At 63.4% G+C, this 13132-nt stretch carries 14 protein-coding genes and 3 pseudogenes; 4 read left to right on the top strand and 13 right to left on the bottom strand.

Annotated features, from left to right (window positions below):
- Nucleotides 1–352: 352 nt before the first annotated feature.
- Nucleotides 353–1840, top strand: a complete 1488-nt coding sequence (locus B7D75_RS12350) for a SulP family inorganic anion transporter (RefSeq protein WP_053817118.1) — start codon at nt 353–355, stop codon at nt 1838–1840.
- Nucleotides 1841–1861: 21 nt separating this feature from the next.
- On the opposite strand, the gene B7D75_RS12345 is transcribed toward B7D75_RS12350, so the two are convergent.
- From B7D75_RS12345 to B7D75_RS12330, 4 genes are all read right to left on the bottom strand, one after another.
- Nucleotides 1862–2689 carry a methyltransferase domain-containing protein gene (locus B7D75_RS12345; protein ID WP_107114050.1) on the bottom strand — a complete coding sequence of 276 codons (828 nt, stop codon included), beginning with the start codon at nt 2687–2689 and terminating at the stop codon, nt 1862–1864.
- Nucleotides 2679–3101 carry a DUF1641 domain-containing protein gene (locus B7D75_RS12340; protein ID WP_003150667.1) on the bottom strand — a complete coding sequence of 141 codons (423 nt, stop codon included), beginning with the start codon at nt 3099–3101 and terminating at the stop codon, nt 2679–2681. Before B7D75_RS12340 ends, B7D75_RS12345 begins: the two co-directional genes overlap by 11 nt.
- A gap of 22 nt (nt 3102–3123) precedes the next feature.
- Entirely contained in the window at nt 3124–4311 is a 1188-nt protein-coding gene (locus tag B7D75_RS12335; RefSeq protein ID WP_034080476.1) for an NAD(P)/FAD-dependent oxidoreductase, read from the bottom strand.
- 207 nt (nt 4312–4518) lie between these two features.
- A complete protein-coding gene (locus tag B7D75_RS12330; RefSeq protein WP_003150676.1) occupies nt 4519–4728 on the bottom strand; it encodes a hypothetical protein in 210 nt (69 codons plus the stop codon).
- A gap of 257 nt (nt 4729–4985) precedes the next feature.
- Between B7D75_RS12330 and B7D75_RS12325 the strand changes: the two genes are divergently transcribed.
- Complete coding sequence (locus tag B7D75_RS12325; protein ID WP_043103358.1) at nt 4986–6749, top strand: cyclic di-GMP phosphodiesterase; 1764 nt, start codon at nt 4986–4988, stop codon at nt 6747–6749.
- Between the two features lie 63 nt (nt 6750–6812).
- Here B7D75_RS12325 and B7D75_RS12320 read toward each other — a convergent pair whose 3' ends face one another.
- The 9 genes and pseudogenes from B7D75_RS12320 to B7D75_RS12285 form a co-directional block, all read right to left on the bottom strand.
- Nucleotides 6813–7220, bottom strand: a complete 408-nt coding sequence (locus B7D75_RS12320) for a hypothetical protein (protein WP_003150678.1) — start codon at nt 7218–7220, stop codon at nt 6813–6815.
- Between the two features lie 89 nt (nt 7221–7309).
- Entirely contained in the window at nt 7310–7651 is a 342-nt protein-coding gene (locus B7D75_RS12315) for a hypothetical protein (protein ID WP_043103352.1), read from the bottom strand.
- Nucleotides 7652–8643: 992 nt separating this feature from the next.
- Complete coding sequence (locus B7D75_RS12310) at nt 8644–8889, bottom strand: hypothetical protein (protein ID WP_034080479.1); 246 nt, start codon at nt 8887–8889, stop codon at nt 8644–8646.
- Nucleotides 8886–9374 carry a hypothetical protein gene (locus B7D75_RS29360; RefSeq protein ID WP_161971251.1) on the bottom strand — a complete coding sequence of 163 codons (489 nt, stop codon included), beginning with the start codon at nt 9372–9374 and terminating at the stop codon, nt 8886–8888. The genes B7D75_RS12310 and B7D75_RS29360 overlap by 4 nt, the downstream gene beginning before the upstream one ends.
- Nucleotides 9375–9596: 222 nt before the next feature.
- Nucleotides 9597–10109, bottom strand: a complete 513-nt coding sequence (locus B7D75_RS29750) for a DUF2388 domain-containing protein (protein WP_225317507.1) — start codon at nt 10107–10109, stop codon at nt 9597–9599.
- Nucleotides 10109–10456, bottom strand: a complete 348-nt coding sequence (locus B7D75_RS12300; RefSeq protein ID WP_043099832.1) for a DUF2388 domain-containing protein — start codon at nt 10454–10456, stop codon at nt 10109–10111. The genes B7D75_RS29750 and B7D75_RS12300 overlap by 1 nt, the downstream gene beginning before the upstream one ends.
- A gap of 390 nt (nt 10457–10846) precedes the next feature.
- Nucleotides 10847–11311 (bottom strand): hypothetical protein, encoded by a 465-nt coding sequence (locus B7D75_RS12295; protein WP_185269337.1) that lies wholly within the window; start codon nt 11309–11311, stop codon nt 10847–10849.
- A gap of 3 nt (nt 11312–11314) precedes the next feature.
- Nucleotides 11315–11812 carry a glycoside hydrolase family protein gene (locus B7D75_RS12290; RefSeq protein ID WP_107114669.1) on the bottom strand — a complete coding sequence of 166 codons (498 nt, stop codon included), beginning with the start codon at nt 11810–11812 and terminating at the stop codon, nt 11315–11317.
- Between the two features lie 23 nt (nt 11813–11835).
- A pseudogene (locus B7D75_RS12285) lies at nt 11836–12192 on the bottom strand (glycoside hydrolase family 19 protein); the annotation flags it as partial.
- Between B7D75_RS12285 and B7D75_RS29355 the strand changes: the two are divergent.
- Together B7D75_RS29355 and B7D75_RS30000 are read left to right on the top strand one after the other, a co-directional pair.
- A pseudogene (locus B7D75_RS29355) lies at nt 12184–12524 on the top strand (DNA cytosine methyltransferase); the annotation flags it as partial. The pseudogenes B7D75_RS12285 and B7D75_RS29355 sit on opposite strands and share 9 nt — an antisense overlap.
- 170 nt (nt 12525–12694) lie before the next feature.
- A pseudogene (locus tag B7D75_RS30000) lies at nt 12695–13113 on the top strand (XF1762 family protein).
- Nucleotides 13114–13132 lie beyond the last annotated feature (19 nt).

Below are 13132 nucleotides of genomic sequence, written 5' to 3'. Positions count from 1 at the left end.
CTCTCCATGCGAGGACGATCCCTCGATAGCTTAGAACCGTTTCGCTTGTTTGGTTCCCTGCCGCCGACCGCGGGAGATGAGGAGGTCGCGCAAGCTTTGGCCGGAATCGGGCTTGGTCTCGGCTGTCGAATCGGCTAAGCTGCCCGCCCCTGCAAGCGATCATCCGCCACGCCCCATGACCTGGCTGCCTACTCCGCCATAGCCCTGCCCCCCCCTCCGACAACGGTCCGAGTGACCGTGGCCCGCGTTCGCCCGCCTGAACGCTTTTTCGTCCGTCCTTTTTCTTTCTCGACACCGCCCGCGGCCCCGCTGCCGCCGGGACACAGGCGTCGCCTCGCCCCTGGATATCCCGATGCTACAGACGTTGAAACAGAACTGGTTCTCCAATCTCCGCGGCGACGTGCTCGCCGGCCTGGTCGTTGCCCTGGCGCTGATCCCCGAGGCGATCGCCTTTTCCATCATCGCCGGGGTCGATCCGAAGATCGGCCTGTATGCCTCGTTCAGCATGGCGGTGGTGATCGCCTTCGCCGGCGGACGGCCCGGCATGATCTCCGCCGCCACCGGTGCCATGGCCTTGCTGATGGTCAACCTGGTGAAGGATCACGGCCTGCAGTATCTGCTGGCGGCGACCCTGCTCTGCGGCGTGCTGCAGATCCTCGCCGGCTACCTGCGCCTGGGTTCCCTGATGCGCTTCGTCTCGCGTTCGGTGGTGACCGGCTTCGTCAATGCCCTGGCGATCCTGATCTTCCTGGCCCAGTTGCCGGAACTCACGCACGTCGGCTGGCCGGTCTACGCGATGACCGCCACCGGCCTGGCGATCATCTACGGCTTTCCGCACCTGCCACGGATCGGCCGGCTGCTGCCCTCTCCGCTGGTATGCATCCTGGCGCTCACCGCCCTCTCCATCTATCTGGGACTGGACATCCGCACCGTCGGCGACATGGGTGAATTGCCCGCCAGCCTGCCGGTCTTCCTCTGGCCGGAGGTTCCGCTGAACCTCGAGACCCTGCTGATCATCCTGCCCTACTCCGCCGCCCTGGCGGTGGTCGGCCTGCTGGAGTCGCTGATGACCGCCACCATCGTCGACGAGATGACCGATACCGACAGCGACAAGAACCGTGAATGCAAGGGCCAGGGCCTGGCGAACATCGCCACCGGCCTGCTCGGCGGGATGGCCGGTTGCGCGATGATCGGGCAGTCGGTCATCAACGTGAAATCCGGTGGTCGCAACCGCCTGTCGACACTGGTGGCCGGCGTCGCGCTGCTGCTGATGGTGGTGTTCCTCAGCGACTGGGTCGGACAAATACCCATGGCGGCCCTGGTGGCGGTGATGATCATGGTCTCGATCGGTACCTTCCGCTGGGACTCGATCCGCAACCTGCGGCGCTACCCGCTGTCGACCAACCTGGTCATGCTGGTGACGGTCGGGGTGGTCCTCGCCACCCACAACCTGGCGTTCGGCGTGATCGCCGGCGTGCTGCTGGCCTCGCTGTTCTTCGCCAACAGGATCGGCCATTACCTGGACATCGACAGCCAGCTGTCCGCCGATGGTTCGCACCGTCATTACCAGGTCACCGGCCAACTGTTCTTCGCTTCGTCGACCCGGTTCGTCGCCGCCTTCGACCTGAAAGAACAGGTGGACCAGGTGATCATCGACCTGCGTCACGCCCATCTCTGGGACATCACCGCCGTCGCGGCGCTGGACAAGGTGGTGCTGGGCCTGCGCCAGCGCGGCGTGACGGTCGATGTGCTCGGCCTGAACGCCGCCAGCGCGACGCTGGTCGATCGCTTCGGCGCGCACGACAAGCCGGGCGCCGTCGACCTCCTCTCCGACCACTGAGCGGCGGTCGGCCTGGAGCGCTCAGCGGCGCAGGCTGGCGACGACGAATACGCGGCGGAACGGAAACAGCGTGCGGCCGTCGAGCTCCTGCGGATAGTAGCGGTGCAGCAGGTCCAGGTAACGGTCGAGGAAGCGCCGGCGCGCCTCCTCGTCCAGTTCGCCGAGCACCGGACGCAGGGCGGAGACCTTGACCCAGTCGAAGATCGGGTCGTTGCCGTCCACCACCTGCAGGTGCTCGGTCTCCCAGATGTCCACCTCCGCGCAGAGCGGCGCCAACAGGCGGTAGTAGTTGTCCAGGGAGAGCACGTTGCGCTGCTGCATCAGGTAGCGCAACGTCGGGCTGCCGAGCGGCGTGCCGCCCGGGCCGGCGCTGTCCAGCGCATCGAGCATCAGGCGATACCAGGACGCATCGCGCCAGTTCGGCATGTGCGCCGCCAGGCAGCCCCCCGGGCTCAGCTGGCCCAGCAGGCGCGGCAACAGGCTGCAATGGCGCTCGATGAAATGCAGCACCGCCGCGGCGAACAGCAGGCTGGCCGGACGCTCGGCGCACCAATGCTGCAGGTTGGCGCACTCCCAGCTGGCCCTGATCGGCAGGCGCGCGGCTTCCTCGAGCATCTCCGCGGAGCTGTCCACGCCATGCAGTTCGGCCTGCGGCCAGCGGCGGGCAAGCAGTTCGGTGGCGATCCCGGTGCCACAGCCCAGGTCGTAGATCCGTTCCGGAGAATACAGGTCGACATGGTCGAGCAGCTCGACCACCGGCCGTTGGCGAAGTCGGGCGAACTGCATGTAGGCGGTCGGGTCCCAGTGCGTCTCGTTGCCCGCACGGCAGCGCAGGTCGTCACGCACCATGGGCGACCTCCCGCTCCGCGGCGAGCTGCCGCCCCAGGCTGCGCAGGCTACCCAGCAGCAGCGCCAGGCCGCGACGGGTATCGGCATCGCGCAACAGCCGCAACAGATCCTTCAGGTTCGGCGGCTGCTCCCGCAACACCTCGGCCTTGGCCACGCGCACCGCGTTGCCGACGGACCAGCCGACACTGGTGGCCTGTTCGAAGAGCGACGCCAGCCTGTCCACCATGGCCGGGTCGAGCAGGTCGATGAGATCCGAAAGCAGCGAGAGCAGGTCGACCAGGTTGTCCAGCCGCCGCCCTTCGATCAGTGGCTGCAGCTTGCCAACCAGGGCCTGCAGGCTCTCCCGGGTCTGCTCGGGAAACAGGGGTGTCTCGGCCTGCGCCGCGGCGCGAGGCTGTCGATGGTCTTCCATGTCGGCTCCTCCCCGTGTGGGGTCAAAGCATTCCGCGGGCGACGGCCCAGTACAGCCCGCGATTGAAACCCTGGCGCAACAGCCCGCCAAGCTTGGTCGGCGGGGTCGGCTGGACGTCGTGCCGGTAGTCGTACCAGAGCGGCATGCCGGCGTTCAGGCCCATCTGCGCGACGGCCTGCACCCGTCCGTCGTAGGTCGCGCAAGGACTGCCGAGGCGAATCTCGGCGGCGATGTTGCTGGCGATCACCGGCGCCTGATTGTGGCAGGCGCCTCCGGCCTTGCTTACCGGCAGATCGACGGTATCGCCCAGGGTATACACCCGTTCGACGCCATACACCTGCAAGGTTTCATGGTTCGTCGGCAACCAGCCTTCGTCGGCGGCGGATTGCGACAGGCCACACTCCCGGACCACATCCACCGCGCGAATCGGCGGCGTCGCCATGAGCAGGTCGAAGGGTTGCTCGTCACCCTCTTCGGAATAGGCGATGCGCCGCTCCGGATCGACCCGGGCCAGGGTGAAGCCACGCTGGAAACGAATGCCACGCTGCTCGAACAGACTCGGCAGGATCTCGCCGGTGGGCCGCTGCAGGAACAGGCAGTTACGTAGCAACTGGGCGGTGGTGGGATAGGTGTAGACGATCTCGACGCGCTCGCGCACACCGCGGCGGCGCAGGTAGTCATCGAGCATCAGGGTGGTCTCCACCGGGGCGATGCCGCACTGGTGCGGTACGTTCGGCGTCTTCGGGAAGCTCACCGTGATGAACACCCGCCCCGACTCCAGGCTGGCCAGGCGCTCCGCCAACCGGCGCGCCGGCTGGTACTGGTAGAAATGCTCGCCGGCTTCCTGCAGACCTTCGATACGCTCGGGCGCCGGTACGCAGCCGGTGGCGATGACCAGGTAGTCGTAGCCGTGCCGCTTGCCGTTGCGGGTATGCAGCTCCTGGCGAGCGAAATCGAAGCGGACCACCTGCTCGACCCGGAACTCCACCTCAGGGCGCAACAGCGAACGCTCCGGTCGCTTCAGGTCCTCGAGGAAGAACTGCTGGAAGGCGACGTACATGAACGCCGGCTTGTAGTAGTGATCGGGCGAGTCCGAGAGCAGCAGGACCTGCACCCTGCCGTCGAGGACCTCCGCGTAGAGCCTGGCCACCAGCAGGTTGGCGAGCATGGTGCCACCAACCCCGCCACCAACGATGACGATGCGTTGCATAGCCCCTCCCTGTCCCTGAGAAGTCATGGAGTATGTCTAGATGAGCGAAGGGAATAGGCAAGGCTGGCTCCGCCGCGGCAAGACCCCGGCGCGGAAAAAGGTCCTACAGTTCAAGCGGTTGCCGATGAAGAGTCACCACCTGCCAGAATTGGCAGGGGCAGAGTGACGGAAATGCAGCGCATGCCGGCGAACCGACGGACAACCTCCCTAGCGACGGCCCAGGACGAGCGCACGGAAGAGATCGAACGCCAGCACCAGCGCGAGCATCGGCAGCACCAGGGGAACGAACGCCGATATGGCGTCCCGATAAGGACGACCTGCCAGCCACAGGTAGCAACTGGCGCCGCCGACCAGCAACGCGACCAGGAGAATGACGAACTTGCACAGGCGCGAAGCGAAGGAGAGCGTGTCGATCATGTCTGTTCTCGGTAAAAGCGGATCGCTCCGTTTTAACGGGCGGTAGCGCCGCCCGGTATAGGAAACGTCCGATTTCCTGGTAGCTGGTTTCTCAGTACTGAAAAGCGCTCTCCATGGCCACCCGGCATGCCGAAGAACGACTCTCTCACGCCCTTTCATCGCTTCAATCCGGGAAAATCAGCGCTGCCCGGCAAACAAAGGCACAATGACATCACTGAATGTCGATGGGCGACATCGCAGTCACCCAGGACTCCAGCATGACGACTCCTCCCTATCCCGCCGACGAGCCCGCCAGACAGGCCTACGTCGACCAGCTCGGCCTGCTGGAGGAAGGTGTCGACGAAGTGTTCGAAGCGATCCTCGGCGCCGCCACCTGCTATTTCCAGACGCCCATCGCGCTCATTTCCATTCTCGATCACCAGCGCCAGTGGTTTCGCGCGAGCATCGGCCTCGGTATCCGCCAGACGCCACGACGGGATTCGTTCTGCGCCTACGCGATCCTCGGCAAGGGAGTGTTCGAGGTGGCCGACGCCCGCCTCGATCCGCGCTTCCGCGACAACCCCTACGTGCTGGGCGAGCCGGGCATCCGCTTCTACGCCGGATCGCCGCTGACCACCACCGACGGACTCAACCTCGGCAGCCTCTGCGTCATCGACAGGGAACCCCGCGGACCGCTGTCCGCGCGGGACATCGCCATGCTCGAGCACTTCGCCGGGCTGGTCATGGCACGCATCCATACGCTGCGCTCGACCAACTACATCGACGAACCGACCGGCCTCTACAATCGGCTGCGCCTGCAGGAAGACGTTTCCCTGCGCCTGCAGCGCGACGGCGCGCTGACCGTCATCGCCGCCGACCTCCTGCCTCTCGCCCTGCTCAATACGATCATCCGTACGCTGGGCTATCCGTTTTCCAACGACCTCATGCTCGCGGCGCGCGATCGCATCCGCAGCGAGCTGCCGGACTGCACCCTCTACAAGATCAGCCCGACCCGCTTCGGCTTGCTGCTGCCGCGGCAGCAGCAGGAACAAACCGAGCCGGTCTGTATCCGCCTGCTGGAGGCCTTCGAGAAACCCGTGGTCTGCCACGGCATTCCGATCAAGGCCAATCCCGGCCTCGGCGTGCTGCCACTCACCGCCGACCATCCCCACGGCGAGCAGGACTGGCTGCGCCTGGTGGTCAGCGCGGCCGACGACGCCCGTGACCGCGGCGTCGGCTGGGCGCGCTACAACCCGCCGCTGGACCAGGCCCAGCAGCGCGCCTTCACCCTGCTGGCCTCGCTGTCCCAGGCTATCGGTACGGAGGAAGGGTTCCACCTGGCATACCAGCCGAAGATCGACCTGGCGACGGGCCAATGTACCGGCGTCGAGGCATTGCTGCGCTGGCGCCACCCGCAACTCGGGCCGGTCAGCCCCGCCGAGTTCATTCCCCTGGCGGAAAAGACCGCGCTGATGCGCCCGTTGAGCGACTGGGTGCTGCGCCATGCGCTGGAGCAACTGGCTCTCTGGCACGGGCGGAACATCCCGCTCACGCTGGCGATCAACGTCTCGGCGGCGGAAATGGAAGACAGCGGTTTCCTGGAGGAGACCGTCAGGCTCGCCAGGCATCACGGGCTCGACCTTTCGGCCATCGAGCTGGAGTTCACCGAAAGCGTGCTCATTCGCGACGCCTCGGCGGTGAGGGCAGTCTTGCTGCGCGCCCGCGAACTGGGCATGGGCATCGCGGTGGACGATTTCGGCACCGGCTACAGCAACTGGACCTACCTGCGCGACCTGCCGGTCACCGCCATCAAGCTCGACCAGTCGTTCACCCGCGACCTGGGCGACTCGCCGAAGGCGCAGAGTGTCACCCAGGCGGTGATCGGCCTGGCCAGCCAGTTGGGCTATCGGGTGATCGCCGAGGGCATCGAGACCCCTGAAACCCTTCATCTGCTGCAAGCCTGGGGTTGTCGCGAGGGACAGGGCTATCTCATCGCCCGGCCGATGCTGGCGGACCAGCTGGAAGACTGGCTGCAGCGTTAGGCCGACGCCGGGGCGGCCGAAAAGCGCGGCATCCGCGCCATCGCCCACGTGCAGGAAAGCGGCTCAAGGCGTGGCCAGGAGAGCCAGCACCAGATAGATCGAGTACAGGCCCAGGACCATCAGCGCCAGCACCACGGCAACCCCTGCATGCCGGGCGATGGCCCACGGCGAATTGCGTCCGCAGCGCCAGACCACGACGAGGCTCAGGAGCAGGTAGGCCAGCTTCGCCAGCTCGATGCCGATGATTCCCCACAAGGTCAGGGACACGGCGTGTTCGCCGTCGCTCTCCTGCATCAGCGGATCGACGATGGCCACCATCGCCTGCCTGGCGACGAGGCCGACCAGCACGAAACCCACGGCGAAGAACAGCCAGAAAGCCTTCCACAGCGGCTGTCCGCCGGCCAGGAAACCACGCGCCGCCGGCCTGCCCTCGGTAAGCGTCGCTCGCGGGGGTTCGTAGGGGTGCTCCATGCTCCGCGCTCCTCCAGGAAAGCGCGCACCCTAGCACATTCCGCCGCGCTCATCGGAAGCACTGCCGGACAGGAGCTGTCTCACCGCGCCTAGCGCGGACAGGAGACCTTGGCGCCTTCCACCTTGCGGATCCGCTCCCGATAGGACCCGGAAACCAGTACCGACTGCGTACCGCTCTTCTCGCTCAGGATTCCATCGCAGCTGTAGTCGCAGCCTTCGACGATGGTCAGGCAGACGTCCTGCTCCTCGAAGCGGTAGAGCCCGCTGGGCCAGTCGGCGCATTCGTACAGTCCCGCGCCGGGACATTTCACGGCTTCGAGCTTGCCGGCGGCAATGATCGTCGAACCGGCCAGGTCCTGGAGATTGCCAGCGGCCTCGGCCGCCATGGCGAAGAAAAAGGAAAGGACAACGGGGGAAATCCTGCGAAGCATCGGTATCGGTGGCATTCAGGTGGGCGGGTTCATGAATCTAGTCATGAATTTCTGTTCCCGCTCAGACCGAAAGCCTGCCAGGGCGGTTCCCTATCCGTTCTGATCACCTCATGTCCGCGACTGGGGGGAACGCCCCGCGAGCCCACCGGTAGCAGCGGCTGGCCAGCAAACGGACCGGGAACTACCTCGCCGCCTGTCAGGCCTCGGATGAACCGACGAAGCAGGAAACTGCGGAAGAAAGAGGGAGGAACGTCTTGGCTGAGAGCGGCGGAACGCCAGGAAATCGGCGAGCCGACCAAGACGTTTGGAGAAAAAACAACCTCGCTTTAAATAAGTATTTCTCGGCAAACCACTCCCGTCAGTCTCGGAAGCTATTGTAGTTTGAAACTTCATTTCGCAACATCAATCGCCAAAGTTCATCCCGGCGTTGTTTGTGAATTTCATCCCATGCTACAAGCTGAATCTTAGCCGTCTCGTAGCACCCTTTTGCACGCATAGCCGCATAGTTTTCACCCTTCGTTACGATATGAACAGACTCGCAATCTATTAGTGTCCGTACAAACCCTCCCGCATCGTATACTTTCCGACTTCGATGGAGGTCAACTAGTTGCGTCAGCGTGATCTGGATTCGTATATAGTGTTCCAAGCGTAAGTCCGCTCCACTATCCATGACAGCTTTATGCGATCATTCCCATAAACCTCCGAATGTGACGCTTTAAGCTCTCTGCCATGACATGGGTATACCAAGCTCTCGCCCGACTTGGTGTCACATTCGGCCGGCCAGCTAGCCACATAACCTCTTCGTAAACTGAGTGCAGTGCTTTTCTTACCTCAGGAAGTCAGGTCTATCTCCACAGGCATTATCTCTCAAACTTATAGAAACTTGACATTTACCTAGCCGACAGCACTGTGCTAAGCGCACGAAGTTGCTCAATAAACTCAATTTGCGTTAGCACTCGAACGAACATATCTTTCTTATTAACCCACAACTCTTACTCGTCAGATTTCGAGAAACGGTCTCTACGAACGAAAAGGTCGACCCCGAGGACAACAAGGCAGATTCCTAGAATGCCAAGATCGAAGCCCACTAGGTTGGTGGAAGAAAAGCAAAATATCAGCACCCAGGCTGCAACAAACGCAACGACCCCCAGCCATTTGCGGATGCCTCTTGGTCGGACGAGGTAGCCTACTGCGGTGATGACCACGGCCCAAATCGCGAACTGAAGGACATCATTCATGCGGGCTCTCCAACACTCGGTACGATCTGCGACGTGACCGAATGCTGGGGCCCGATCCCGCCGGACACCTCCCCTTCAACGCTGATAATGACATCTCCAGCGTGATAGGTTGGCAAACTCTGCTGAGTAGCCCAACGAACAGCAAGGCCGCTACCAATCCCAACAAAGGTGTTGATACGTTTACCTGCAACTGCCGCAAGCCCACCGATTACACCCGCGATGGTGACGCGCTGCTGGTTTAGAGAGTCGGCTTGGGTTCGGGTCAAGGGCAGCGAGACAAAGACTTTCAGTACACAGGCTCGATCCTTCGCCTGCATTCTGTCGAAAATCTCAATCGCGAGATCAGCCACCGCATGACTGGCCTTCGCTGATGGACAGTATTTCATGTGAAGCAGCCGGCTGCGCTCTGTCCATGCGAGGCGAATGATCGCCAAGCTGAAGTTGATGCCGTGCTGGCTGTGAACGTGCGTCCGTTCGATATCCATGGCGTTCCTTCCGTGCTTCGAGCGCGCAGTTTCGGTAGCCAACAACACCGCAACCACTAGCAGAACAGCTAGCTCTCAACATCCACGCCCAGACGAAGTTAGCCCAGCGCTCCGCTTCGTAAGCTTACGATCCAGACAACCTCAACGGGGCCCGGAACGAAGAGAAAGAACTGGGCCACCCTAGCCGCGGATCTTCTATAGTCCCTTCACTGGCACGAGCGGCTAGCGGGGTGGATAGGCCAATACTGCCAGCGCCAGTTGCAGATCACTGTAGCGCGCAAGCTCGACGCGCTGGCGCAAGGTATCCAGCACCGCTTGCAGCATCGCACCGCGGACCGCGCCGTTGCTAGCGATGAAAACGGCCGCATCGTCATGCGCCAGCTTGAGTTTCCGGTCGTAGCTGCTGATCTCCTTGGATACGTCTCCAGAGAGTTCTGTACCTTCTCTTGGGTCACTGGTGCCGATGCTCGTTGTCACCATCAATATCGAACTGTAGAAACTGCTGGCAATGACGGGGTGGTCCTGCCTGTCCCAAGTTAGGTCAATCCCGGCATAGACAGGCAGACATACCAGGAGTTTGACCAGCAGTAAGAGCTTGGATGGCATGGAAAGCCCCGATTTAATGCCATCCTTGATTCGCGTTCCACGAAAATCACAGAGGAAGCCGTGTCTTTGCCATCTTTGGCCAGGCATAGTGATATCGCAGTTTTCCGACCAAGCGCTTGCTGCCGCCATCACTGCATCTCACTCCGTGCCAATAGCCCGGCAGCAAAGGAACTCAGTTCCAGCCTGGGTTCAGGAGTATCGGCCTGATATTTCCTCCAGGCGCGCTCCAGTTGCACGCCGTAGATGGCTCCTTCTGAGGCTATAAATGCTGCCGCGTCCTCGCGGGCATAGGCATAGCTGTTGGAACTGATGTAATCGCTCGTGTGGCCGGTTGCTGAGGTGCCCATTAAAGTGAGAATGACGGTGCCTCGGGCAAGTTCTTCCAATCCGTCCGAAACCTCGGCGGCGACGCATGCCTGACAGAAAATTACGATGTGGAAGAGCCAGATGTGGCTCCGACGTTTTTTTGTTTCCATAACTTGAACATCCTCTGTTCGTAATCGGCTATAGCGGCAAATCACCGCTTGTCCATTTCCAGACGACCGAGCCGGCGTGCAGGGGCTAGGGCTGACGTAGCGTTTCGACCACTCTGGACACACCGTCAAGAGCTTACAACAACTGTCCAGGGATGACCCGTATCAACGGGGCGGACACTTATACGGGCCCGAAAGGGCAAGCGTCTGCACGAACAAGAGAGGTTTCCATTTAAGCTCGATATCGAACGCCTGCGGCACCGACCTCGAAGTCAACCTCTGGCCTCTTTGCGGCATGGGTCGTCTCTTGTTCTAGGACTGTTGCCATGGTTTCCTTCCTACAGGGTCGGCTCTTGGGGGATCAACCGGGCGCGACACGAGCTGTAGGCGCGCTCAGGTTTCGACTTCGCTCAGGGAGTCGTTAAAGCGTCGAGAATTTTCTTCCGGTAGTAGCCCGTAGGCCGAGGCGGGGTTTCCTGTATCAGTTTCGGCGGTGCCGGCTCCACTACCCGCGGCACCACCATGACAGTTCCCACCTGCGGAGCGGGCGATCCGCACGCGCACAGGGCGGTCGCGCAGCTCGCCAGCAAGGCGAACGATTTCAGCTTGAGCATCAGCATCTTTCCTCTCTTGGTCGGCGGCGGCCTTGTCCAGGGCTGCCTGTTTCATGTCACGCTGCGCGATCAGCTCGGCCAGCTTGGCGTCCGCCTGTTCCCGCTGCTGACGCACCTGGCCTGCCAGTTCGCCGTACTCGCGCAGCATGGACGCGCGCCCGGCGAGGTAGCCCATGCTGGCCAGCAGCGCCGTGGCGAGCAGAGCCAACACTGCGCCGACGATCCATTCCTTGATGGTCCCCATGCGTCACTCCTGCGCGGCTATGCACTGCGCATGCTGCTCCTGCTGTCGGCTCCAGACGCCTTTGCAGCCCTTCGGCCCCCAGTTCTTCGGCTGCGAGCAATCGCGCCCACCCTGGTTGTGCCACTTCAACAGGTCGTCACAGGCCTGTCGGTAGTTGCCGGCCAGGAGGTCGAGGCGCATCGAGCTACCGCGCCAGTTGGTGATGCCGAACTGGCCCATGAAACCCAGGTACAAGTCGTACTCCTCCTGGAACAGTTTCACGCCGGGCAGCGAGTCGCGGAACTGCTGTTCGTCCTTAGCTATCAGGTTGCGCGCCAGTTGTTCGCCGCGCTGACGGGTGATAGGCGGATCGGTCAGCTTCACCGATTGGCCGTTCTCGTAGCGGGTGGAGCCGTAACCGATGGTCGGCACGTCGCCCTTGGTCGGCACGTAGGGTTTCGCGCTGAAGTCCTCCGACTTCATCCAGTCGCCGAAGCCGGCCAGCAGCAGGCAGGCCAGCATGATCGAGACGGCACGGGCGGAGATCACGACAGCACCCTCTTCGCCCGCTCCCACAGTTCCACGCGCTCCGCCTGGCCGTTGAACCCGCCGTTGATCCGGCGGGTAATGGCTGCGAACTCGCCGCGGTCGGCCAGTTCGTTGAGGCCATGCTTCGACCACCACCAGGCTGCGGATAGCGCCGCGAACTCCGGCCGCTCGAGCAGCTCTGGTTCCTGCTCCAGCGGCTGGTCCAGCCCGGCGCCGGCGGCGCGATAGTTCGCCCGGCCTGTGATCTGCAGCAGGCCGCGCCCGCGGAAGCGCCAGCCGTCACCGGATACTTCGTCTCCATTGCCGTTGCGCGCGGCGTACGCGTTGTCGGTGATCGCCTGCGGGTTGCGCGCCTGGCCAGCCGCGGCCGGCACCTGCTGGACCAGATCAACAGCCTGCTCGGTGGCTTCGGCTACGCCGTGGCGGAAACCACTCACGACTGCGGCGAACTCGGCGGCCTGGCGCAGAGCCGCAAGCGCTTCCTACTGGTCGCGCGGTACGTCGAGAAAGTGCCCCCTTCCTGTACAAGCCAGAGAAGAAATCACTCCGCGCCGTCGGCGACATTCTCGGCCGCATGCCGCTACCCGGCGATATCGAGGCCGCCGGCCCGATGCACCGCGTGCCGGCCCTGCAGTGGAAGACCTGGGTGCGTCTCGCCTTGGTGCGAGCCGGCAGCGACTGGCGCGAGCGGATCGGCAATGCGGTTCCGCCGGCTGCGGCCGAGGCCATCGCCGGCGTGATGGGCACCACCCTGCTGCTGGCCGAGGCCGGCGAAACCTTCATGCTCAGCAATACGACGATCTGGGTGCGCTCGGTTGCGGTGGCGCTGAGCGTGGCTCAGCAGGAAGTCCAGCCATGAGCCGCCTGGAGGTGTGTCCGCTGACCCTGGCCGAGGCGAATGCGTTTGTGGAGCAGCACCACCGCCACCACGGCCCGGTCCAGGGCCATAAGTTCAGCCTGGGCCTCGCTGCCGGCGAACGCATCGTAGGGGTGGCCATCGTCGGCGCCCGGTAGCGCGCCACCTCGACGACGGGATGACGCTCAAGGTGACCCGCTGCTGTACCGACGGCGCGCGCAACGGCTGCTCGAAGCTGTACGGCGCGGCCTGGCGTGCAACACGCGCCCCCGGCTACCGCAGGCTCCTTACCTACATCCTCGCCAGCGAGGCCGGCGCAAGCCTGCGCGCCAGCGGTTGGCACCTGGTGGGCATCCGCGGCGCAGGCAGTTGGAACTGCCCAAGCCGTCCTCGCGTGGAAACGCCCAACCAAGGATAGAAACTGCTCTGGGAGATGC

This window comes from Pseudomonas paraeruginosa (assembly GCF_003025345.2).
Classification (GTDB): Bacteria; Pseudomonadota; Gammaproteobacteria; order Pseudomonadales; family Pseudomonadaceae; genus Pseudomonas; species Pseudomonas paraeruginosa.
The sequence above is the reverse complement of the archived record's forward strand: the minus strand, read 5'-3'. Positions and strand labels throughout refer to the sequence as shown.